The following is a 23089-nucleotide window of genomic DNA, read 5'->3' as shown; positions in this document are numbered from 1 at the left end:
GCGGCACAGGCGGTCCTTTTGATCGGTCCGTCAGCACTAGCGCCGCCAACATTCGTCTAGTCTGACGGCCCTGTTAATTCGGTCACTCAGTCCCTCTGGTTGCTTTCGCAGGCACGGTCGCCGTGATTGGATGATGGTCGAACAAGGTGCAGAGGCCGCAAGGTGAAGGTGCTGGTGATTGAAGATGACGCCCGCACGGCGTCGTTCATCGGGCGCGGACTTACGGAGGCGGGGCACGTCGCCGATCTGGCGCATAACGGCGACGATGGCCTGCATCTGGGCCTGTCCGGCGGTTATGACGCCTTGGTCATCGACCGCATGTTGCCCGGTCTTTCCGGTCTGGAGGTCCTGGCGTCGCTCCGGAACGAGGGCGTCAAGGCACCTGTGCTGCTACTGACCGCCCTGGGCTCCGTCGACGATCGGGTCGCCGGGCTGGAGGGCGGAGCAGACGACTACTTGGTCAAGCCCTTCGCTTTCAGCGAACTGCTGGCCCGGCTCAACGCCCTGGTGCGCCGCCCGCCGCTGAACGCGGTCGAGACCCAAATCCGCATCGCCGATCTCGAGATCGACACCAAAAGACGGCGCGTGCAGCGCGCGGGCCGACGGATCGACCTGACGCCACAGGAATACCGCCTGCTGGAGTTTCTGGCCCGTCGCGTCGGAGAGACCGTCACCCGCACCATGCTGCTGGAAAACCTGTGGGGCTTCCATTTCGACCCCAGAACGAACATCGTCGATGCGCACGTCAGCCGGCTGCGGTCCAAGGTCGACAAGGGCTTCGACGCCGAGCTGATCCGCACCCTGAGAGGCGTGGGCTATCTGATCGATGAACCGGAATAGGCCGCCCGCCCGCCTCTGGCAGACCGCCACCTTCCGCCTGGCCGTCTTCTTCGCGACGATCTTCGGCATCGGCACGGCGACCTTGCTGGTGGTGCTGGACCTCGCCGTCGCCGACTTCGCCGCCGAGACGGCGCGGGACGCCTTGCGCGACCAGGTCGCGGTCCTGAAGGCCGACGCCAACGCCGAGGGGGGCGCGGCGCTCATCGCCTCCCTGAAGGAACATGTCGCCGGCGGCGTGCCCGAGCGCTTCAGCTATCTTGTCGTGGCGCCGACCGGCGAACGGCTCCAGGCGGGTTTGCCGGGATCGGTCGAGCGCATCTCCGGCTGGGGCAAGCTGCATCTGCCGGCCGCCGAGGAGCAACCCGGTCCAAACCCGGGGCGCATCGAGATCATCGTCCTGACCGACCGCGCGGCGGACGGCACCTTCCTGGCGGTCGGCCGGGACAACTACGCCTTGGCCGAACTTCAGGAGTGGCTGCACAAGCTGGCCGTCTGGGGCGGATCCGCGCTGGTCCTCCTTGCTCTTGTCGGCGGCGTCGCGGCTGGGTCGATCCTGCTTCGTCGCCTGAACGGCGTCAGTGAAGCGGCGGAGCGCGTGATGCGCGGCGACCTCAGCGAGCGGCTCCCGTCTCTGGGATTTGGCCGCGAGTTCGATGATCTGGCCGATACGCTCAACGTCATGCTGGCCCGGTTGGAAGACGCGATGACCGCGCTGCGCCAGGTCTCTTCTGACGTGGCCCACGACCTCAGAACGCCGCTCACGCGGCTACGCAACACGCTGGAGGACGCCAGAGCGGCGGGTCAAACAGAGCGAGACGAACTGTTGAACGAGGCTCTGGCCGACACGGACCGCATCCTCGAAATCTTCTCGGCGCTGCTGCGCCTGGCTCAGATCGAGGGGGGCGCGGAGCGGCGCTTCGCCGAGATGGACCTGGCCGCCGTCGCGCTGGAAGTCGCTGACGCCTACCGGCCGTCGGCGGAAGAGCAGGGCGGGCGCCTTGTCGTCGAGGCGGATGCGCCTGCATTCATGCTCGGCGACAGGACGATGCTGGCCCAGGTCGTGGCGAGTCTGATCGACAACGCCCTGACCCACGGGCGGCCCGGGGGGCTGATCAACATCATCTTGGAACACCACGCAGGGCAGACCACGCTGACAGTATCGGATGACGGCCCCGGGGCGCCGGCCGCGGAACTTGGGCGGCTGACCCGACGCTTCTACCGACTTGACCGGAGCCGCAACACCATCGGGTCAGGCCTTGGCCTGTCCATGGTCGCCGCTATCGTGGACCTTCATCACGGCGATCTGGCGATCGAGAACGGCGATCCTGGGCTCATTGTGCGAATGCGGTTCCCTCCAGTCTGAGCCCCCAGCAAGTAGCCCCGCTGAGCGCCGTGAAGGGTCCTGGTCTTTGGGTCCAAAGCAAGTGGACGAAGGGCTCCAGGCCAGCGCACCGTGCCGACGGCACACCGTCTGGAGCTGGGTTCAAAACACCTTGATCAGTTCCGGGCCAACTTGCCGTGCGAAGCTGGCAGAGATCGATCGACGCTCCACAAGGTCGATGTTCGCGCCCAGCACCTCTTTCAGGTCCATCAGGATGCCTCCCATATCGAAGGCATCGAATGGGACACCGTCACGGACGTCGAAAGCGATATCCACGTCGGAACGTTCTGTAGCCACATCCCTCGCCACAGATCCGAACAGGTACAGGTGTTCGATGCCGCGCCCTTTCAGAGGCCCCCGCAGCTTCATGAGGCGGGCAACAGCATCTGCGCGTCGCACGGGTCAGGCCTGCGCGGGCGGCTTGGCGCGAAGAGCGCGATACAGGGTGCTCCGCGAAACGCCCAAGGTCGTGGCAATCTCCGCCATAGACTGGTCCGGATGCTGCATCAGGTGGCGAGCTTGGGTCAGTTGGTTTGGTGTGAGGGCAGGGGGACGGCCGCCTCGGCGACCGCGCGCCCGCGCCGCGTTCAGACCGGCCATCGTCCGTTCACGCGTTAGGTCACGCTCCATTTCGGCGAGAGCCGCCATCATGTGGAAGAAGAAGCGGCCTGCGGGGGTGGTCGTATCAATGCCGTCGGTGAGGCTTCGGAACTCGACCCCGCCATCACCCAACTCGGCGACGAACTCGACCAACTGCCTGACGGTGCGACCCAAACGGTCGAGTTTCCACACCACAAGCGTATCGCCACGCCTCAGGTGCGAAAGCGCAGCTACGAGACCAGGTCGATCAAGTCGACTGCCGCTAAGCTTGTCGGAGAAGATTCGATCACATCCGGCGCGCCCGAGCGCGTCCGTCTGGAGCGCCAAATTCTGCTCATCGGTCGAGACGCGAGCGTAGCCCAACAACATCTGTCTCAAAACTCATTGACGACACGCCGCGAGAGACGCTGATTTCGCTACAGAGTAACGCAACCGGCTCGGCTTTGGAATCGGGCACGGCGATGTCTTGGGCGCCCTTCGTGTCAAAAACGGTCGTTTGTGACATAAGAGCGCCATTGCTCATGTGCGCGAGCGGGGAATGGCCGAGCCTGACTGAGGCTGTGTAAAAACGTCTTGGTATGGAGCGAATTAGCTTAGCCTTCTGAGGTCAGCAGGAGGTGGGTATGAGCCGCTTCGTTCAGGGTGCAGATCGCCGGCAGCAGACGCTGCTTCCCGAGTGTCTTGATGACTATGTGGCCGAGGATAATCCGGTCCGGGTGGTCGATGTCTTCGTCGACGAGCTGGATCTGAAGGGGCTGGGGTTTGAGGGGATGACGCCCGCAGCGACGGGACGGCCCGCTTACCACCCGGCCATGCTGCTGAAGCTCTACGTCTACGGCTACCTGAACAAGGTGCAGTCGAGCCGGCGACTGGAGCGTGAGGCGCAGCGCAACGTCGAACTGATGTGGCTAACGGGGCGGCTGGCGCCGGACCACAAGACCATCGCCGACTTCCGCCGCGAGAATGGCCCTGCGATCCAGGCGGCCTGTGCGCAGTTCGTGGTGCTGTGCCGACAGTTGGGCCTGTTCGGATCGGCCCTCGTCGCCATCGACGGTTCGAAGTTCAAGGCGGTGAACACCCGCGACAAGAACTTCACCGCCTACAAGGTGAAGCGGCGGATCGAGCAGGTTGCCGAGCACATCGCCAGCTACCTCGAGGACCTCGATACGGCCGATCGGCACGAGGGGGATGGCGTGGAGGCACGGTCGGTGAGGCTGGTCGAGAAGATCGATCGCCTTCGCGCCCAGATGGCGATGCTGAAGGTCATGGAGGCTGAGGTCGAGGCGTCGCCGGACGGCCAGGTGTCCCTGACCGATCCCGACGCCCGCGCCATGGCGACGTCAGGCCGGGGGAGTGGCATCGTCGGCTACAACGTCCAATCCGCCGTCGAGGGCGAGCATCACCTGATCGTCGCCCACGAGGTGGTGATGACCGGCTCGGACAAGCAACAGCTGGCGAACATGGCGGGTCAGGCCAAGGAGGCCATGGGCGTGGAGAGGCTCGATGTGCTGGCGGACCGGGGCTACTTCTCCGGCGAAGAAATCCTGGCCTGTGAGGCCCTGGGCGCGACGCCCTTCGTGCCAAAGACGCTGACGTCAGGCGCAAAGGCGAATGGGCGCTTCGGCAAGCAGGACTTCGTCTATCTGCCAGATCAAGACGTCTACCGTTGCCCGGCCGGCTCCCTGCTTCCGTACCACATGACCGTCGTCGAAAGAGGCATGACGCTGCATCGGTACTGGGATCGGGCCAGTTGCACAGGCTGTAGCATCAAGGCTCAGTGCACGCCTGCGGTCGAACGAAAGGTCACGCGGTGGGAGCATGAAGCGGTGATCGATGCCCTTCAAACCCGAATGGACCTGAGGCCCAGAGCCATGCGTGAACGGCGAAGCCTGGTCGAACACCCGTTCGGCACCATTAAGGCCTGGATGGGCCACTCCCACTTCCTGATGAAGCGGTTGCCCAACGTGAAGACCGAGATCAGCCTCCACATCCTGGCCTACAATATGAAGCGGGTGATGGCGGTGATGGGAACCAGGCCGTTGATGGAGGCGATCCGGGCCTGAGCACGAGGCGTCCTGCGCTTCGTCTCAACCTCCGCCCCGCCGTCGCTCAGCACGTTTTTACACGGCCTCGACTCAAAGCGGCGGTTGGTGACGTCCGCTTTCGGTCAGGGAAATTATGAAAACATCGGTGGCGTCCTCAGCACTGTTTGCCAAGGAGTGGCTTGCAGCTATGGACGGGCGGAATGAAATTTTCGGGTTGGAGAGCGAGCTTGGCTCAGACGCAGCATGGCGTTGGACGCATTCGATCGAAGGTCGAAATCTGGGTCGGAGTGGGCGTCGTGCTCGTTCTCGCCTTCTTCCTGATCAGCGGCGTCGTCGCCTACCTCAACGTTCAGGGCCTGCGCGCCAATAGTCAGAAGGTGGTTGGAACCCATACGACACTGGTGGCCATAGACCAGGTTCTGTCGACCGTGCAGGACGCCGAAACGGGACAGCGCGGTTACCTTCTCACGGGCCAAGACCGTTATCTTGAGCCCTACGAAGACGCCGTGGCCGCAATGGACCGTGACCTTGCGATCCTCACCGAAGTGACCTCGCGCGACCCAGCGCAGCAGGCCAACCTCAAAGAGGTCAAGCGCCATGTCGGCGTCAAGATGGAGCAATTGACCCGGGGAATCGAAGCGCGGCGTACGGGCGGCCTCGCGGCGGCCGTCGCGATGATCGAAACCGACCGCGGCAGGACGGCGATGAATGCGATCCGGGAACGCTTGGCCATCATGCGCGCCGACGTCGCGCAGCAGCGGCGACAGTGGCTGTCTGAGATGGAGGTCGCTTACCGGACCGCCCTGCTGACTGGAATCCTGGCCGCCCTGCTCGGCGCCGCCCTCACCGTCGGCGTGTTCCTGCTCATCCGCAACAGCACGCGCGAACGCGCCCGGCGGGAGTGGCTTCAGGCCGGACAAGTCGGGCTCGCCGAAGCAATGAGCGGCGACAAGACCATCGAGGCGCTGGCCGACAGCATCTTGGGCTTCCTGGCTCGATATGTCGACTTTCAAGCCGCAGCGATCTTCAAGGGCGAAGGCGGCATTTTCCGCCGCGCCGCCACCCTGGGCGTTCCATCAGACGCGTCCGTGCCTATGGAGTTCCGACTTAAGGAGGGCCTTCTCGGCCAGGTCGCCGCTGATGGGGCGTCAGTGCTGCTTACGGATGTCCCTCAAGGCTATCTGACTATTGGATCCGCGCTGGGACGGGATGACCCGCGTCATCTCGTCATCGCCCCTGCGAACGCCGATGGCGTCATCAACGCCGTCATCGAGTTGGGCTTTATCCATCCCCCGGGGCCGCAGGTCCTTCGGCTGCTGGACGAAAGTGCGGCTGCGATAGGCGTCGCCCTCAGGTCGGCGCGCTATCGTCTGGATCTTCAGAACGCCCTCGAAGAGACCCAGCGCCAGTCTGAGGAACTGCAGGTGCAGAGCGAAGAGCTTCGGGTTTCCAACGAGGAGTTGGAGGAGCAGGGGCGCGCGCTCAAGGAATCCCAGGTGCGGCTGGAACAGCAGCAGGTGGAGCTTGAACAGACTAACAGCCAGCTGGAAGAGCAAGCACAGATTCTGGAGGGACAGCGCGACGACCTGGAACGGACCGGCGCCGATCTGGCCCTCAAGGCCCGGGAGCTCGAAGCGGCCAGCCAGTACAAGTCCGACTTCCTCGCCAACATGTCCCACGAACTCCGGACGCCTCTTAACTCCCTGCTGATCCTGTCGAAGCTTCTCGGCGACAACAGCGACGGAAACCTGTCCGAAGAGCAGGTTCGCTACGCTCGGACCATTCAGTCCTCGGGCGACGATCTGTTGACTTTGATCAACGACATTCTCGACCTCTCCAAGATCGAGGCCGGGCACGTCCAGATCCGTCCCGAAGCTGTTTCGGTCCAGAGACTGGCCGGCGACTTGCGCCAGCTGTTCAATCCGATTGCGGACCAGCGGGGGCTGAACTTCACGATCGACGTTGCCAAGGGGACGCCCGATCTGGTTGAGACGGACCGTCAACGTCTGGAACAGATCCTTAAGAACCTGCTTTCGAACGCCTTCAAGTTCACAGAGAAGGGGAGCGTAAAGCTGAGGATCGCGCCCGGCGACCGGGGCTTGGATTTTTCGGTGAAAGACACCGGAATCGGTATTTCGCGCGAACAGCAGAACAGCATCTTCGAAGCCTTCCAGCAGGCCGACGGCACGATCAGCCGCAAGTACGGCGGGACGGGGCTCGGCCTCTCGATCTCCAGGGAACTGGCGCGGTTGCTCGGAGGCGCGATCACCCTGGAAAGCAAGCCCGGCAAAGGCAGCACCTTCACCCTCAGGGTGCCCCTCGCCTACGACGCCGCTCAGGTTGCGTCGCGCGTGCCCTTTGCTCCGCAACCCGCGGCGTCCTCAGTCACGCAGGCGGCCCCGAAATCGTCGCCCGCTGTCCTGCCCCGCGCGGTTGAGGATGATCGGGACGCGCTGGCCGTCAACCGGCGCACGCTGCTGGTCGTTGAAGACGACGATCGCTTCGCCGCCATCGTCCGGGACCTGTCGCGCGAAATGGCGTTCCAGTGTCTTGTGGCCAGTAATGGCGAGGACGCGATCAAGCTCGCCAAACAGTACCGGCCGAGCGCCATCGTCCTTGACGTCGGCCTTCCTGACCAGTCCGGTCTGACGGTCCTGGACACGCTGAAGCGCGACGACCAGACCCGCCATATCCCGATCCATGTGGTGTCCGCTGGAGATCATGCCACGACCGCGCGCGCGCTTGGCGCGATGGGGTATCTCACCAAGCCGGTTAAACGTGAGGCGCTGGCGGATGTCCTTCGGGCGCTAGAGGAGGATCTGACCCGGACCGTTCGACGGGTCCTGATCGTCGAAGACGACGCGGTCCAGCGCGAGGCCATGAGAGCCCTTCTCTCGAGCGGCGGGGTTGAGACGGTCGGGGTCGGCACCGCGGCGGAATGTCTTAAGACCCTTGAGCAGCAAACCTTCGACTGCATGGTCGTTGACCTGTCCTTGCCCGACGCCTCTGGCTTCTCGCTGCTGGAGACACTCAGTTTGGACGGTCGGCATGCCTATCCGCCGGTGATCGTCTATACTGGCCAGGATCTGACGGCGGACCACGAGCAACAACTGCGCCGCTACTCCAGCTCAATCATCATCAAGGGCGCCAAGTCGCCGGAACGCCTGCTGGATGAGGTCTCGCTGTTCCTCCACCAGGTGGTCGCCGACATGCCGGCCGAACAGCAGCGCATGATCCAGAAGGCGCGCAATCGAGACGCCGTGCTGGAAGGCCGGCGCATCCTCGTCGTCGAGGATGATGTCCGAAACATTTATTCCCTCACCAGCGTCCTCGAGCCGCGCGGCGCCGTCGTGCAGATCGCGCGCAACGGGCAGGAAGCGCTCGACGCGCTCGACGCGTCCGCTGGCTCTGCACCCGCCATAGACCTTGTTCTAATGGATGTGATGATGCCGGTCATGGACGGGCTCACCGCGACACAGCGCATCCGGAGCGATGGACGCTGGGGCGGCCTGCCGATCCTGATGCTGACCGCCAAAGCCATGCCGGACGACCAGGAACGCTGTCTCGCCGCAGGGGCCAACGACTACATGGCCAAGCCCCTGGATGTCGATAAGTTGCTCTCTCTGGTCCGCGTGTGGATGCCGCGCTGATCCATGCCCGACAGTCTCGAAGATCTCGAAATCCAACTGCTGCTGGAGGCGCTGTTCCAGCGCTATCATTTCGACTTCCGTCACTATGCCCGTGCGTCGATCAAGCGGAGGCTAGTGCAGGCCCGCGACCAGATGGGCTATCCGACGCTGACCGCGCTGCAGGACGCTGTCCTGCACGACCCGACGATGCTGCCTCGGCTGCTGGGCTATCTGACGGTGCAGGTCAGCGAAATGTTCCGCGACCCGACCTATTTCAAAGCCTTGCGCGAGACGGTGCTTCCCCATTTGCGCACCTATCCGTCGCTCAAGGTTTGGATTGCGGGGTGCAGCACTGGCGAGGAAGTCTACTCCCTAGCCATCCTGTTCCGGGAGGAAGGGCTGTATGATCGCACCCTCTTCTATGCCACCGACATCAATCCCGATGCGCTCCGCGCAGCAGAAGCCGGGGTCTACGCCCTCGATCGGCTGCGCAAATTCACCGAGAACCACCAGAAGTCGGGCGGACGTTCGTCCCTGTCCGACTACTATACGGCCGACTACGGGCGGGCCGTCTTCGACCGTAGCCTCAGCGCCCGGGTCGTCTTCTCCGATCACAGCCTCGTCACGGACGCGGCGTTCGCCGAGATGCAACTGATCTCCTGCCGCAATGTGATGATCTATTTTGATCGCGCCCTGCAGGATCGCGCCATTGGCCTGTTCAAGGACTCCCTACCACGCGGAGGCTTCCTCGGCCTCGGCTCCAAGGAAAGTTTGAGGTTTTCGGCCCACGCCGGCGAATTTTCTGAGTTCGTCCCCCAGGAAAAGCTCTACCGAAGGCTAGGCGCATGAGTGTCCCATCACAACGCGCGGTGGTGATCGGCGCTTCCGCCGGCGCCGTCCAGGCGCTTTTAGCCATCCTTCCCATCCTCCCAGCGGACTATCCCTTGCCCATTCTGATCGCGGTCCATGTCCCCCCGGATCGAGGCAATGGTCTCGTGCCGCTGCTTCAAGCGAGCTGCGCCCTTGCGGTGCTTGAAGCCGAGGACAAGGAAAGGGTCCTTCCGGGAACCGTCTATTTTGCGCCCCCCGACTATCACCTTCTGGTCGAGCGAGATGGCAGGCTGGCCTTGTCCTCGGATGAGCCGGTCAACTATTCTCGCCCATCGATTGACGTTCTCTTCGAAAGCGCCGCCGACGCCTATGGAGCCGGCCTGATCGGCGTCGTGCTGACGGGCGCCAACAACGACGGGGCCGCCGGACTAAGAGCCGTTATGGAAAGGGGTGGCGAGGCCTTCGTCGAATGCCCGTCAGAGGCCTATGCGTCAGCGATGCCAGAAGCCGCTCTCGCGGCCTGCGCGGGCGCAACGGCCATGAGTCTAGCGGACATCGCAAACTATCTAGTGGAACTCGAAGCCGCATGACGACCCTCGACACCCCGATAAAGGTTCTTCTTGTCGATGATCTCGAGGAAAACCTCCTCGCGCTTGAGGCTTTGCTCCAGCGCGAAGGTCTCCACCTGCTCAAGGCGAAGTCCGGAGATCAGGCGCTTGAGCTGCTCCTTGCCGAAGACGTCGCTCTCGCCCTCCTAGACGTGCAGATGCCTGGCATGGACGGCTTCCAACTGGCCGAATTCATGCGCGGCAACGCCCGGGTCCGTCATGTCCCCATCATCTTCGTCACGGCGGGCAGCGCAGAACAGCAGCGCCGGTTTCGCGGCTATGAGGCCGGCGCTGTCGATTTTATCCAGAAGCCGATCGAGCCTGATATCCTGCGAATGAAGACGGAGATCTTCATTGAACTCTATCAGCAGCGTGAGCGGATACGCCTGCAACGAGACGAATTGGACGTGCATGCGACGGCCTTGAGCGCCGCAGATCAACGCAAGAACGAGTTCCTGGCGGTCTTAGGTCATGAGCTACGCAATCCCATCATGGCCCTGAACGCAGGGCTGAAGTTGCTCGATCGCGCCGGCGAGCCAGATCAAGCCGCCGTCATCCGGGAGCGGATGGCGACCCAACTGTTCCACCTCTCGCGGCTTGTCGAGGATCTGCTTGACGTTTCGAGGATCGATCAGGGCAAGATCGCCCTGCGCCTCGAACGGGTGCTGTTGAAGACCGTGCTGGACTCCGCGATCGATACAAGCCGTCCCAGGATCGACGCAGGCGGGCATGCCTTCACGTTTGACCTACCGGCGGAAGCCGTATGGGTCACAGCCGACTTCACCCGCCTATCGCAGATCGTCAGCAATCTGCTGACCAACGCGGCCAAATACACCCCGTCGGGCGGGACGATCCAGCTCCGGGCGAGCGCTGGGCCCGACTACGTCGAAGTCGCTGTCTCGGACACTGGCGTCGGCATTTCCAAGGATACGCAAGCTCGGGTCTTTGAGCTGTACACGCAGTTGAAGGGTCCCGACGATCGATCCAGCGAAGGCCTTGGCATCGGTCTGGCCCTGGTCCGCCAACTGGTCGATCTGCATAAGGGCGACATCCGCGTGGAAAGCGACGGTCCGGGCGCCGGCAGCTGTTTCACCATACGGTTGCCGCGTTCGGCATAGCATCGACCGTCGGAGTAGGCGCGGCTATTGCCAAACAATGCGGCAGTGAATGGTCCATGCACCACCAGCCGTTACCTCACCCCAAGGCCCCATTAACCCAAGAAAAACTGGGCTATCGACGGGAGGCGAAGGTGACTAAGTATCTGAGAGCATGCTCAATGTCCGCAAAGGGCTGGAGCTGCCAAATGCGTCCGGCCAATAGCCCGAAGTTCCAGGTTCAGGCGGCACGGCTGAATGTCGCGTTTCCGGCCCCAGTAAATGACCGCTCGTGGCGCTCAGACGACAGTGATCGGAGGTAGCCAACTCCCAAGGTTGACATTGGTCGGCGTATTGTTGCCGATATCCACATATCGAATTATCGGCATGGATAGAATATGGCTCAGAGAGTCGCTCGCGAAGACGCTTCAGAATCGGCGTGGGAGGCGGTCGTGCGCCAGGCAGAAGTCCTCGGCCCGTTAGCTAGGGGGCGGAAGAGGCGAGCTGATGTGGATCGAGCCGCGCTACTTTTGGGCATATCGACGTCAAACGCTTACCGGTTGATCAGCCTGCTTGCCGCAGATCCACGCCCTACGGCATTGCTACCTCGACCTCCTGGACCTGACGCTGGCCTAGGCCTTTTGGATGCCGGCGTCGAGGCTGTGATTTCGGAGGTGATCGAACGGTCGTATTGCTCAAGCCAGAAGCCCAAGGAATCGGGCGTGATTGCCGATATAAGGCGGAAGTGCAGGGCCAAAGGCCTGACGCCGCCGGGCCGCAAAGCTGTGCACACGCGGATTCAAGCAGTCGATCTCTTCACACGAATTCGGAGCCGGGAAGGGGAAAATGCTGCCGAACGAACTGCGCCGCGGCCGGGCGGCCTAGTAGCCGACGCCCCGAACCAGGTCTGGCTTATCGATCACACCCTCGCAGATGTGATCTTGGTTGATAGACGGTACCGTCTGCCTATTGGTCGTCCCACGCTGACGCTGATCATCGACGCCTACACGCGCATGTGCGTTGGCTGCTATGTCAGCCTCGGCGCTCCGTCGATCATTCAGACCGCGATGGCGCTTCTGCGGGCCTTCATGCCCAAAGAGGCTCTACTCGAGTCTATCGGCCACGACTGGCCTTGGCCGTGCCACGGCTTCCCGCAGATTCTTCATTCGGACAACGGCGTCGACTTCAAATCGATAGCCATCCGCCGTGGTCTCGACACCTATGGCGTTGCTCAAGACTTCCGCCCCGTCCATCAACCTCGTTATGGCGCGCTGATTGAGCGCTTCATCGGCACGCTAATGGGCGAGTTGCATCTCGTACCCGGAACGACCTTCTCCAACGTCCAACAGCGCGGTGAATACGACAGCGATCGCCGGGCTGTCATGACCCTCGATGCATTTGAAACATGGGTATTACTGCAGATCAGTCGGTACCATCGGTCTCCCCACCGCGGCATTGATGGTTTCACGCCTCAATCGCGTTGGGAGGAAGCGGTTGCAGGCGGCTTCGAGCCGCGAGCGGTTCCTCCGAGCTATGCAGAGGACGTCCTGCTGGCCTTTCTGCCCAGCGCCAAACGGCAACTCAGTCGCACCGGCATCCACTTCAAGCGCTTGCGTTATTGGGCCCCTTGGTTCGGGCCATTGGTGCGTAAGGGCGCGGGATCTGTCGAAATACGCTTCGACCCTCGGGACATGTCGTTCATCTGGGTCTTGGGACCGACCGGATGGGAGCGGGTCCATCTCTATCACAGAAAAGCTCCGTTCACGCTGCGGGAGCACGAGCTGGCTTCTGCTGAACTCCGGGCCAAGGCAGGGACTAGCGTAAATGAAGACGATATCCATTCTCTGCGAGATCAGACTGAAGAGATGATTGACGCGGAGGCGAGAGCTACCCGCCGCGCCCGGCGGCGGGCCGAGCACGCCCAACGCTCAATCGAAGCGAAACAATCCGTGTTCCTCTCCCTAGAAGCGGCGCCGTTGACGCTCGATTTCACGTCGCGTCAAGCACCATCGAAGATCCGCGAGGTTGAGGAGTGGTGACGGATATCTCGCCCGCCCAAGACGATCCGTGGGCCAGGGTGGCGCTCATTCAACGCGATCGATGGGCTTCAAACGCCGTCAGCGACGAAGCTCTGGTCCGGGCTCGCCTCGCTGTTGCCACTGCCGGCCGATTGCGTCCAAAGGCCGTACTCTTTTGGGGTGTGCCGAACGCCGGAAAAACTGCGCTCAAGGTGAAGCTACTACGCGAGATATCGCAGAGTACGAACTTCTGTGGGCAGCTAAAGCGCCTGGAGGTCCTAGTGGTCGAGGCGCCAGTCGAGGCGGACGAAGCTCGATTCTACGAGGCCATCCTCCAAGCCGGACACCAGTACATCCCCAGCGGAAATGTTCGTACCCTGTTTAGAGCGGTATCCGCTTTCCTAGACGAGCTTCGTCCCGACGTGATGATCCTGGACGAGGCCGGTAACCTCAACGCCTACGTGGGGGCTCGAGGGACTGTTTGCCTCAACGCCATCCGCCGTCTTTGCAATGTACATCGAATGGCATTGCTGGGCTTCGGGACGGCAGCGGCAATGGCTGCACTGCAAGGCGACGAGCAGCTCGAAAATCGCTTCGAGACGTTCGAGTTGAGACCCCTGTCTCCGTCAGAATTCGGGGAGTTTATAGAGCTAATGTCCGGTGCCATGCCGCTGCGCCAGCCCACCTCCTGGTCGGTGCACATGCTCGAGCGCGCCTACGAACTAACTAGTGGCTACGTCGGGCGGGCCTCATATCTGGTGCAGGAGGCGAGCGTTCAGGCCGTGCTGTCAGGTTCTGAACAGATCACCGGCGACATCCTTGAATCGCGCGAACTCAGCAACAGTCTTGCCGCGCTCAAACACGCGCGGACACGGGCTGGAGGGCGGACAAAACGGTCTTCGACCTGATGCACCTCGCATATCCCAACGAAGCGCCAAGCTCCGTCGTCCTACGACTCTCGGCCCGAAGACGGCTGGATCCGTCCCTAGCTACACAGGCACTCAGTGGTGGGATCGAGCTCTCAAACGATATCCTCAAGGCGATGAAGCGGGCAGGGGTGCGCAACGCAGAGCTAGAAAGGCTGGCCTCTCTTACAAAGACCAAATGGCCGCAGGTTGCTATCGGCGACTTGGATGTCCGTTCGGAGGGTTCATCGAGTATCGGCAAGGCATGTGAGGTTTGCCTCGCAGAAGACGTAGAGGCAGGGCGAGACCACCATTTCCGAGACGAATGGCGGCTTAGTTGGCGCGTTAGCTGCGAAACACACCGCACAATGCTGACCGAAATCGCGGCAGCAGAGATTGTACCTGTCTCCATTGATGGCCTTCGAGAATATCGGATCCGTTTTGTCCGCGACGTCGACCAGGTCACAAACCCCTTGATGCGTTCAGCTCAACGGGGGGGAGGGCGGCGCGGGTCATTCTCTGTTTTGGGATATTGTCTTGAGAGCGACATCTGCTCAGCACTGCGTGGCGCGCCCCTTCCAGAGTGCTGGTGCCTCGGCACCGAGTGGTCGACAGCCAGAACCGTGCTCCTTGATCTTGCCGATCTACTCCTGACGCAGGTTCGCGGAAGTCGCGAGCGCCTGATTCATCGGTTTGCCGAGGGGGACTGGATACCACAGGCGCAAGCTAGGCATTTTGCGCAAGGCTGCTTCCCATTCGTTGGTGCCTTCTGGCAGCGTCGTATTCTCGAAACCTGCGCACGTATCTTAATCGACCCGATCCTTTTCAATCACCTATCGGATGGCCATCGACTAAATGTGCACGCGGAACTAGGCTCAGGACTCATAGCCAGAACAGCACTGTGGCGGCGAGGGCTATGGCGGACAGGAAGACGGTCGGGCAGCGATCGTAGCGAGTGGCGACCCGTCGCCAGTCTTTCAGGCGGCCAAACATGATTTCGATCCGGTTTCGCCGCTTGTAGCGTCGCTTGTCGTAGCGGATGGGTTCGGTCCGGGATTTGCGGCCAGGGATGCACGGCGTGATCCCCCTGGCCTGCAAGGCGTCCCGGAACCAGTCGGCGTCGTAGCCCCGGTCCCCCAGCAGCCACTGGGCGCGGGGCAGACTGTCCACGAGAGCGGCAGCGCCGATGTAGTCGCTGACCTGACCCGCTGTCATGAAGAGGCTGATGGGCCTTCCGTTGACGTCTGTCACGGCGTGAAGCTTGGTGTTCATGCCGCCTTTCGTGCGTCCGATCAGCCGCCCGAGGCCCCCTTTTTTACCGCGAGGCTCGAAGCCGTGCGGTGCGCCTTCAGATAGGTCGCGTCGATCATGACAGTCCGACGTTCGGTCTGGGCGCCGGACAGGCCCTCCATCATCCGGACGAAGACGCCCGCCTCGCTCCACCGCTTCCAGCGATTGTAGAGCGTCTTGTGCGGCCCATAGGCCGACGGCGCATCCCGCCAGCGCAGGCCGTTGCGGTTGACGAAGATGATCCCGCTCAATACCCGGCGGTCGTCAACGCGCGGCTTGCCGTGGCTCTTGGGGAAGAAGGGCTCCAGCCGAGCCATCTGCTCGTCCGTCAGCCAATACAGGTCGCTCATATCCAGACTCCTCAGGAGCCTGAATCAGATCGCACGCCTCACTTCAATGGGTCCTGAGCCTAGCCTTCGGTCGAGTTGGTCAACAAAAGGCACGCAGCCTACTTGGAAGCCTCGCAACCTCCGACATTCTCAGCCTTCTGTTCGCTTACATTGGGGAGGGCGAACTTGAGCGTCTAGAGCCGCGAATAAGGCATTGGCCCGCGCCACTCGCAAGACGCGTCGGCGCCGCTGCGGCGGTCGCACTTTATATCCAATAGCATATAATTGGGCTCTGGACGGCGGAGTCCGGGTTTGCGATTCTTCTCGGACAAATTGCTTATGGGAGCGAGTGTGAACACCGCAAACGATGTCCCGCGGACTGAGGAGAGCGGCCATCGGTCGATGAGCATTCGGCTGCCAAGACCTATGCACGAAGCCATGAAAACGTTGGCAGCCCAGCATGGGATAAAGGCCGCCGATTTTTACGTCACGACAATAGAAGCCTTCATCCGCGATCATATGGCGGACTACCGGCATCTTTTCGCGATTGAGAACGACGCCGTGCATATAAGCGTCAACGTTCCTGTCTGGTTCGCCTCCAGAGTTAGGGACGCGGCGATTGAGCGGCGCGTAACGCCGAACGAACTCGTATTCACAGCCGTCAGCCATGTGCTCGAAAACCTGAATGCCGAAGCGGCTTAATGCGTGAGTCCAACGAACCTGGAACCGGAATCCAACGAACCTGGAACCAAATGGCCGCAAAAGCCCGGAGTCTCAGGAACCTGGAACGCCGACAACACCGCAACAATATCGAACTTGGGCGGCCTTCGCATAATGAATATTAGGCGATGCAAAGTAACGCGCCCGCGTACCGTTACAACAAGGGCTTTTACAAGGTAAGTCGGGCGTTGTGGCAGGTGGCACAGTGTCAGAAACAATCATCACATTACTCGCAGTCGAAAACAGAATGTGCGGCTATCAAAGTTGTCGCCACCGTGGCTAGTAGGGCGGTCACAAGCTGAGGTCCGGTTCGGGTCTGTCCAAAACCTTCTCCTTGTCCTTGTCGGGGAGCTTTTCGGCCGTCGGCTGTTCTGGATGTGGGCCGGAGGGCGCGTCGGCGGTTTGATCAACCCGGTCTGATTCCGCGCCCATCTTGTCGGGCTCGGCCGGGGCCATGACGGGCGTTCCTGCTGGATCGACTCGGGCCAGGACGTCTGCCTCCTTCAGCTCCGGCATGGACTGTAGGACGGTCGCTAGTTCGCGAGAGGCGACGAGATTAATCCCATCCTGCTCCTGCAACCGCATGACCAGTGACCGGACGTCGTCTGTGATCAAGCGGAAGGTATCGGAGGCTCGCGAGGCATCGACGTAAAGACGGGCGGCCGTTGCCGCGAGGCCATGTGCGGTGCCCAGGACCGCGACGACGTCAGGGTAGGTTCGCCCTTGGGCCCGATCTGCGGTCTCGGCGTAGCCGTAGCTGACGAATTTTAAGGCGGGGTCGCTTTTGTCGAGCTGATGCTCCTTTCCGTCCTCCGTGCGGATCGTCCACTTGTCTCCCGAGATCCGTTCGACCGTGAAAGCGTCGCCAACCTGGAAGTCGCGCGTCAGCTCGCCGGTGGCGCGGTCCTTCTCCTGGCTGAGCCGATCCCACACGAGCTTGTCGCCCTCCCGCACCTCGATGGCCTTGTCGATGAAGGGTTCGAAAAAGCTGCGCTCGCTGCTCGCCATAGCGGTCAGGTCTATTCGGAATTGTTCGCCGCCTGGTCCTTGAGCGAGAAGGATGTTGTTCCGCATGTCCCGTCCTTCGACGCGGACGTGCATGCCTTTACTGATACCACTAGCGCGATGGCCCGCATGGAAGACGAGAACTTGGCCCTCCTTGAAATTGGAAGCCACGTGCTTTTCCGCCGTCGCCATACGATGGGGACGTAGAGCGTCGTGCGATTGCGAGGCGCCGAGCTTCCCCTCCTCCGCCAGCACCTTGCGGATTTCCCCGGACACGGCGCCGCGGAGACTGTTTGTCGGAACGATGATCCGGGGATCTTTTCCATCGGCCCGAGCTGTTCGCCAGGCGTCGGCCGCGGCGACGGCGAAGGCTTTTTCAGGGGTGTTGTGGCCTAGGGCAGTCGTGTACCGATTCAGGATCTTCATGGCCGGCGCGACGGAGCCCTTGGCTAGGTGCTGAACGGCCTGAAGCAGTTGGGGGTCTTTCTGACGCCGGATTTCATCCATCACGGTGTGATCGAGGCCTGAACGAAGAGCGTGGCTGAACGGGGCGCCCGCTTCAGGAGAGCCCAGCTGGCGCTCGTCCCCCACGAACACCGCACGTTTGGCGCCGACGGCGTCCATGACGCGAATGAAACGCTCGGCCAGGGCGTTGGACTTCATCGAGGACTCGTCGACGACCAGAGTGGCTCCGCCGTAGGTTCCACGAAGATTCTCCATTGCGGCTTCGCGGGGCATGGCGCGCTCGATTGACCCTATGAAGCCCTCCAAGGTGCGAGACTTGATCCCGGACCCTTCCTGCAGCTGTTTGGCGGCCGAGTGGGTAGGAGCCAAACCGATAAAGGTCTCGTCCTTCGCCGCGGCTCGCAGCACCTGGAGCATCGTGGTCTTGCCGACGCCGGCGGAGCCTTGAATCCCGATAAAGCGATCGGATGAGGTCAGGATGCGAAGCACGCTCTTGTGCTGCGTCTGATTCAGTTGGATTCCGACAGCGGGATCCCGCTCGGCTGCTGCGATGCGGCTCGGCGCGACATCTTGGGTAAACGACGGAGAGACTATGCCTTTCCCCTGCTCGATCGAGGCGACGATGCCGCGCTCGACGGCAATGGCGCGGTCGGTCGTCACCCCGTCCCAAACGGAACGATCGGCTTGGCGCAGCCGACCATCATCCTTTAGGTCCTGGGCCCGGGCCAGCACCTGATTGTGAGTGACGCCGGCCGGGGCGATCCGCAGCGCCTGGCCCAACACCTCGTGTTGGCTGAATACCGCAGATCCTTGCTCAAGGACGCGGACGGCATAGCTGAGCGCCCTTGCTGGAGCTCGCCCGTCCCAACTGGTGGTGACAGAATAAGGATCATCGCCGGGCTTCGGTTTGAACCCGGTCATTTCTCGGAATCGCGAGAGGAGCTGTGACAGCCCCTCCTTTGCAAGGCCGGAGGTTTTCGGCGTTACGTCCAGGCCGACCTTTCGCTCGCGGGCTGCGGCGATGATTGACCCCGGATCGAACCCGACATCCTTTGCCTCGGCGCGCCATCGTTCTTCCAGCTCGTGTCTTGGATGTTCCAGTTTGCTCGGCCGATCGCGAAGTACGATGAACTCACGTTCGGCTGGCGTCAGCGCCCTCCCCTTCTCCGTCTCGGCGGCCTCGATCTTCGCTTGAATATCGACATGGCGTTTTGAGAACGCTTCCCGCTGTTCCTGGGAGATGTCCGCTATGTCAAAGGTGCCGTCCTTGGGGTCCTTCTGGACGTTGTAGCCGAGCTGAAGAACCTTGTCGGCCAGGGCAGCGCGGTAGATCAGGCCGACGGTTTTATGGTGCTTGTAGAGCTCGCGAGTCTCCAGCGCCCGCCATGTATCGGTCTTCGCATCGTAAGTTTTGTTGGCGACGACATTGTGGGTGTGAAGCTGGGGATCGGCCTTCCGTGATGTCTGGTGCTCAGTGCTGGCGTAAACGAGGTTGCCGGTTCGCTCATGGCGGATTGATCCGTTCTCCTCTCGGATTCGGGTAATAGCGAAGTGCTTTTCGACATAGCCCATCGCCACAGCGACGGAGGCGCGATGGGCTTCCATCAATCGCTTGTCGCCGCCGACGAGAGCGAGAAGACTGACGGACTTTGGAGCGCTGAAGGTAAGGTCCCATCCAGGCCGATGACGGTCCGACGCTTCGCCCATCTTGCCGCCGTTGAAGCTGGGATGGCTGCCATTAAGAACCGCGCGGAACTGTTCGGGCGTTGACACGCCGGACAGACCGGCCTTGGCCGCCCCCTGCCCGCCCCAGGTCAAGCCAGGAGAGTCAGCTTCGCCCGTGACGTAATAGTCGTCCTTGCCGTAGTAGCTGGCCGCGCCCCCGGCGCTCCCGATGTTACTGATGGACAACATGGTCAGATGCCGTCCAGCAGATCGCCCGGACCGAAGATGTCGCGGTCCTCACGCGCTTTGTCCGGCGGTCGGTGAGCGATATCGTTGTCGTTCGGTCGTGTATCGGAAGGGGCCGACTCTCCGCTTGGTTGGAAGAGGGTGGCGGCCGCTTCGTGCATTGCCTGGTCGTCGCGGTCGGCCGGACGACGATGTTCAAATGGCAGGTCGCCGACTCCCGCCGTTTTCTCATCGTTGTGGGAAACGTCAGCGTGATCGCTCGCCGTGTTGTCCACGACCAGGCTTAGAAGTGTCGCCTGGGTTCCAGCCGGATGCGAAGGACCATCCCGGCCGCCGGCTGCAGAGACGCCCTGCGCCGGTGGCGGTGCGGACGGTTCTGATCGCGCCGCCGGGGCTGCTGGCCGCTTGTGGCGTGACATGAAGGCCTCGACCATGTCAGGCCCAGTTCGCGGTACGTAAGCTGGCGCGACTGCAGGTAGATCGTCGGGCTTGAACTTGACCGTGGCGATCGGGAACGGTGCTTCCGGTCGGCGATTGCTTAGCTTGATGACCCCATGAAGGGCCGGGAAGTTGAGGATCTGCGTCGGCAAAAACGCGGCTTCCTTTTCTTCCTTGGGCGCAATGCCGACGCCATCCCGAATGGTGTTTGCGCCGTAGGTGGTGTTCTCCGTCACGCGATGCATGATCCGTTCGCCCAGCATAAGGCTCATTGTTTTGGCCGTGTCTGGATCGTTGGCGCGCAGGACGAGCTTGTTGGTGCACTGGCCCATGATCGTCAGGGCGCGCTCAGTGCCGTAGATGTCCTTGAGCTGAGAGACTTGCTGGAGCCCGAAGACCATTGCCCCGCCGTGTTTGCGAAGGCGGGCGGGCCCGTCGGCCAGAGAGTCCACCCGGCCGAGCGAAGGGAACTCGTCGAGGATTAGCCAAGTGGGGTGAGGCGCGATGCCCAGGGAGTAGCGGGCCAGGAGAGAAGATACAGCGATGTCCGACCAGAAGCCGAGGAGCGGGCGGAGCGTGGCGATGTGGGTTTCTGGCGCCGAAAGGAAAAGGAAGCCGGGCCGACGTTGAGGGTGGTTGATCCATCGCCGAATGGAGAACGGCTCACGATCGGAGGGAAGATAGACCAGGGGCGTGACGCCTGCAGCGAGGACCGAGCGGATCGCGGTCGTGCGGGGAGACTGGCCTCCCGAGATGTGGGCAGCGGCTGGACTGTTTCTCAGCAGGCTGCTGAGGTTGTCCATCGAACCATAGAATAGGTCCAGGGCGGTTGTGAGCGTCGCGTCAGGGACGGTCTGTTGAAGACGGTAGCAGGTCCAGGAGAAAAGGGATCGTGAGGCGTTCGTCCAATAGGGGTCGCCGTGCTTCGGGTCTTCAAAGATCCCGTGAGCCAGCCGGTCCCATTCAACGTGTTCCTGGGCGTCGAAGAAGGGCGACCACGAGGGCGACCGATCATCGAAGGGATTGAGGATGACATCCGTCGAGGGGTCGTAGTGGTGACGAATATATTCGCCTTCGGGATCGTAGATGATGGCACGGTCGCCGCGTTCGCGGATCGAGACGATGAGCTTGTGAATGGCGACCGACTTACCAGAGCCGATTCCGCCGGTGATCATTGTGTGTTCGAACTCGCCGTCCATCGGGTAATCGACGCCAACAAGGCGCGGCGCTTTGTGATCAGGGCGGTTCTTCTCGCGACGTGCCTTGGCGTTGAAGTCGCGGACCTCCTGCAGGAGCTCTAAGACGCTGACGACCACCTGTCCTTTGACCTGACGAGTGACGAGCTTCGCGTGTCCGGCGGTCGTATAGTAGTAGGCAGTGAAGGCGATAATGATGATCGCAATGATCAGCCAAACGGTCAGGGCCTGGTTGACGTGTACGAAGTACGCATCGGCGAAGGGGCGAACGAACGGCAAATCCGGAATGTCGGAGACGTGGTGTGTCTCACGAGGGCGACCCGGCACAGGCACGGACAACTGGTTTGGTAAGGGTGCCCCGAGCCATTCGAGAAGGCGCGCCTCGAGGACCAGGAACCCATACTGTTGCTCAGTATCGGTCGCCTTGGTCTGGACCCAAACGTAACAGGCGATGGCTGGCAAAAAGAGCCACCCGAGGGTCTGGAAAACAACCCCCCGCACCATTGCGACGGTGTGACCAAAGGTCTGGCCTCCGCGTAGCCATGCGGAGAAGTTACTGCTCGACGGACGACCCATTGTAAGCCCCAAAAGGAGCGCGTGGTCGGTATCGTCAGGAGAGAGGGGTCCCCTCCTCTACACTCCCTGGATCAGTTCGTGAAGAGCAAGGATCTGCTCAGAGGCACCCGGCGCCGCTTCAACGTCGAACGGCCGAGGCGGCAAAGGACCGAACATCGTCAGGCCAACCTGAGCGGCGACCTTGCGCAGCTGGTCATATTGATCGGCGCTGAAGCGGTCTTTTGCGATGGCGCCGGTTACGACTGCGACAAACATCATCTGATGCCCCAGCTGTCGCATCACGTAGGCGTCCTCACCTTCCAGGTCGCGCTCGATCAGCCGCCGGAGATAGTCGGAAAGACTGATGCCCATCGCGTCCGCGCGCACTTTTAAGGCCTGGTGCTGGTCAGGTTTTATGTACGCTGTGGCGCGGGGCAGGTCGGAGCTCATCAGCCTCAATTCTTCCAGTGGTAGCGTACTATACGCTACCGTCAACTGTCTGATATGTCTAGCGAAAACGGGCCTTCGGACGTGGTAGCGTATAGTACGCTACTTCCCGCAGTTTTTTTCGCCTGTCTTTTCCGGCACTTAACCCCCCGCAGGTGTGCGTAAGGTGTGCCGCATCGAAGATGCGCTAACCCAGTCCCCACGAGTGGGCATTCGCACTCTTCTGCAGATGCCCTCCGCTCCCCGCGAGGTCGGCCCCTCGCTTGGGGCGACCGAGCCGCCGGCCACGGCGAAACGAGTTTCCACGCCCCGCATCAGCGGCGCGTGGAAACGAGGGCAAAAAGGGAAGCGAGGAGCGCTTCACCGCTGGGCGCCAGCCCGATCGGCGGACGCCTGGCGCTAGGCCCGAGGTGGCTCTGCCACCAGGGCCAGCGCCCGTCCGCCCCTGGTTCGCAGCACGGATGTGCAGTGAGTCCCAAGGGGTCAGGACAAGCGTTGAGGAAAAGCAAACACACTGAGGGAGAGGCTGGAAAGGCCTCTAGACGGTTGGCTCAGATGGATCAGCCGCACGTACAAAGCGCCGCAGGCAACAATCCACCTCGCTAACGCCCCGTGTCGATGACGACAGAGACGGGTCTCAAAGCATCGCGAGGAACGGGGAGCTTACCGAAAATGGACCCGCTCTAGGGAGGGAATTCGCAGCCGCGCGAGGGGCCGGAAAAAAGGGGGCGTGCAGCCCCCTATAAACGCCCTCGCGAGGCCCGTCTGGGCTCAGCGGTGAA

Annotated in this window: 17 protein-coding genes; 11 read left to right on the top strand and 6 right to left on the bottom strand. The window is 62.1% G+C overall.

Translation table 11 applies throughout. The features are described from left to right. The first annotated feature begins 168 nt into the window (after positions 1–168). Both ACW178_RS15915 and ACW178_RS15910 read left to right on the top strand, forming a co-directional pair. Positions 169–840 carry a winged helix-turn-helix domain-containing protein gene (locus ACW178_RS15915; RefSeq protein ID WP_492025147.1) on the top strand — a complete coding sequence of 224 codons (672 nt, stop codon included), beginning with the start codon at positions 169–171 and terminating at the stop codon, positions 838–840. Beyond that, on the top strand, positions 827–2203 hold the full coding sequence (locus tag ACW178_RS15910) for a sensor histidine kinase (protein WP_492025095.1): 1377 nt from the start codon (positions 827–829) through the stop codon (positions 2201–2203). The genes ACW178_RS15915 and ACW178_RS15910 overlap by 14 nt, the downstream gene beginning before the upstream one ends. A gap of 120 nt (positions 2204–2323) precedes the next feature. Here the strand turns inward: ACW178_RS15910 and ACW178_RS15905 are convergent, their stop codons facing one another. Beyond that, the gene (locus tag ACW178_RS15905) at positions 2324–2620 is read right to left on the bottom strand and encodes a nucleotidyltransferase family protein (RefSeq protein ID WP_492025094.1); all 297 of its coding nucleotides are present in this window, start codon (positions 2618–2620) and stop codon (positions 2324–2326) included. Positions 2621–2623: 3 nt separating this feature from the next. Continuing rightward, positions 2624–3190, bottom strand: coding sequence for a recombinase family protein (locus ACW178_RS15900; RefSeq protein WP_492025093.1), 567 nt, complete (start codon positions 3188–3190; stop codon positions 2624–2626). Between the two features lie 254 nt (positions 3191–3444). Here ACW178_RS15900 and ACW178_RS15895 point away from each other — a divergent pair, with 254 nt between their 5' ends. The 8 genes from ACW178_RS15895 to ACW178_RS15860 all read left to right on the top strand — a co-directional run bounded on the left by ACW178_RS15895 (position 3445) and on the right by ACW178_RS15860 (position 14946). Beyond that, a complete protein-coding gene (locus tag ACW178_RS15895) occupies positions 3445–4884 on the top strand; it encodes an IS1182 family transposase (RefSeq protein WP_287105140.1) in 1440 nt (479 codons plus the stop codon). Positions 4885–5066: 182 nt separating this feature from the next. Beyond that, on the top strand, positions 5067–8516 hold the full coding sequence (locus ACW178_RS15890; protein WP_492025092.1) for a response regulator: 3450 nt from the start codon (positions 5067–5069) through the stop codon (positions 8514–8516). A gap of 3 nt (positions 8517–8519) precedes the next feature. Beyond that, complete coding sequence (locus ACW178_RS15885; protein ID WP_492025091.1) at positions 8520–9344, top strand: CheR family methyltransferase; 825 nt, start codon at positions 8520–8522, stop codon at positions 9342–9344. Next, complete coding sequence (locus tag ACW178_RS15880; RefSeq protein ID WP_492025090.1) at positions 9341–9916, top strand: chemotaxis protein CheB; 576 nt, start codon at positions 9341–9343, stop codon at positions 9914–9916. The genes ACW178_RS15885 and ACW178_RS15880 overlap by 4 nt, the downstream gene beginning before the upstream one ends. Further along, positions 9913–11052 carry a hybrid sensor histidine kinase/response regulator gene (locus ACW178_RS15875; protein WP_492025089.1) on the top strand — a complete coding sequence of 380 codons (1140 nt, stop codon included), beginning with the start codon at positions 9913–9915 and terminating at the stop codon, positions 11050–11052. Before ACW178_RS15880 ends, ACW178_RS15875 begins: the two co-directional genes overlap by 4 nt. Positions 11053–11669: 617 nt before the next feature. Further along, a complete protein-coding gene (locus ACW178_RS15870) occupies positions 11670–13067 on the top strand; it encodes a transposase (RefSeq protein WP_492025088.1) in 1398 nt (465 codons plus the stop codon). Further along, positions 13064–13954, top strand: coding sequence for a TniB family NTP-binding protein (locus ACW178_RS15865; protein ID WP_492025087.1), 891 nt, complete (start codon positions 13064–13066; stop codon positions 13952–13954). Before ACW178_RS15870 ends, ACW178_RS15865 begins: the two co-directional genes overlap by 4 nt. Then, the gene (locus ACW178_RS15860; protein WP_492025086.1) at positions 13954–14946 is read left to right on the top strand and encodes a TniQ family protein; all 993 of its coding nucleotides are present in this window, start codon (positions 13954–13956) and stop codon (positions 14944–14946) included. The genes ACW178_RS15865 and ACW178_RS15860 overlap by 1 nt, the downstream gene beginning before the upstream one ends. Here ACW178_RS15860 and ACW178_RS15855 read toward each other — a convergent pair. Continuing rightward, positions 14834–15591 (bottom strand): IS5 family transposase gene (locus tag ACW178_RS15855; RefSeq protein ID WP_112862666.1). Its coding sequence is split into 2 segments (ribosomal slippage): positions 14834–15270 and positions 15270–15591, totalling 759 coding nucleotides; the frame shifts between segments, so codons are not numbered across the junction. The genes ACW178_RS15860 and ACW178_RS15855 overlap by 113 nt on opposite strands. A 405-nt stretch (positions 15592–15996) precedes the next feature. Here ACW178_RS15855 and ACW178_RS15850 point away from each other — a divergent pair. Further along, positions 15997–16272: a hypothetical protein gene (locus ACW178_RS15850; RefSeq protein ID WP_492025085.1), complete on the top strand. Its 276-nt coding sequence runs from the start codon at positions 15997–15999 to the stop codon at positions 16270–16272. 309 nt (positions 16273–16581) lie between these two features. On the opposite strand, the gene mobF is transcribed toward ACW178_RS15850, so the two are convergent. Genes mobF through ACW178_RS15835 form a run of 3 tightly spaced genes read right to left on the bottom strand, consistent with a single transcriptional unit; the run spans position 16582 to position 22310 of the window. Further along, entirely contained in the window at positions 16582–19674 is a 3093-nt protein-coding gene (gene mobF, locus ACW178_RS15845; protein WP_492025084.1) for a MobF family relaxase, read from the bottom strand. A 2-nt stretch (positions 19675–19676) separates the two neighbouring features. Further along, entirely contained in the window at positions 19677–21881 is a 2205-nt protein-coding gene (locus ACW178_RS15840) for a type IV secretion system DNA-binding domain-containing protein (protein ID WP_492025083.1), read from the bottom strand. Positions 21882–21938: 57 nt separating this feature from the next. Continuing rightward, a complete protein-coding gene (locus ACW178_RS15835) occupies positions 21939–22310 on the bottom strand; it encodes a hypothetical protein (RefSeq protein ID WP_492025082.1) in 372 nt (123 codons plus the stop codon). Positions 22311–23089 lie beyond the last annotated feature (779 nt).

This window comes from Brevundimonas sp. AVps4 (assembly GCF_058681525.1).
The sequence above is the reverse complement of the archived record's forward strand: the minus strand, read 5'-3'. Positions and strand labels throughout refer to the sequence as shown.

Coding starts and splice junctions, on each gene's coding strand:
- ACW178_RS15910 (WP_492025095.1), top strand. CDS start 827: ATGAACCGGAATAGGCCGCCCGCCCGCCTCTGGCAGACCGCCACCTTC.
- ACW178_RS15900 (WP_492025093.1), bottom strand. CDS start 3,190: ATGTTGTTGGGCTACGCTCGCGTCTCGACCGATGAGCAGAATTTGGCG.
- ACW178_RS15895 (WP_287105140.1), top strand. CDS start 3,445: ATGAGCCGCTTCGTTCAGGGTGCAGATCGCCGGCAGCAGACGCTGCTT.
- ACW178_RS15890 (WP_492025092.1), top strand. CDS start 5,067: ATGAAATTTTCGGGTTGGAGAGCGAGCTTGGCTCAGACGCAGCATGGC.
- ACW178_RS15885 (WP_492025091.1), top strand. CDS start 8,520: ATGCCCGACAGTCTCGAAGATCTCGAAATCCAACTGCTGCTGGAGGCG.
- ACW178_RS15880 (WP_492025090.1), top strand. CDS start 9,341: ATGAGTGTCCCATCACAACGCGCGGTGGTGATCGGCGCTTCCGCCGGC.
- ACW178_RS15875 (WP_492025089.1), top strand. CDS start 9,913: ATGACGACCCTCGACACCCCGATAAAGGTTCTTCTTGTCGATGATCTC.
- ACW178_RS15860 (WP_492025086.1), top strand. CDS start 13,954: ATGCACCTCGCATATCCCAACGAAGCGCCAAGCTCCGTCGTCCTACGA.
- ACW178_RS15850 (WP_492025085.1), top strand. CDS start 15,997: ATGCACGAAGCCATGAAAACGTTGGCAGCCCAGCATGGGATAAAGGCC.
- mobF (WP_492025084.1), bottom strand. CDS start 19,674: ATGTTGTCCATCAGTAACATCGGGAGCGCCGGGGGCGCGGCCAGCTAC.
- ACW178_RS15840 (WP_492025083.1), bottom strand. CDS start 21,881: ATGGGTCGTCCGTCGAGCAGTAACTTCTCCGCATGGCTACGCGGAGGC.
- ACW178_RS15835 (WP_492025082.1), bottom strand. CDS start 22,310: ATGAGCTCCGACCTGCCCCGCGCCACAGCGTACATAAAACCTGACCAG.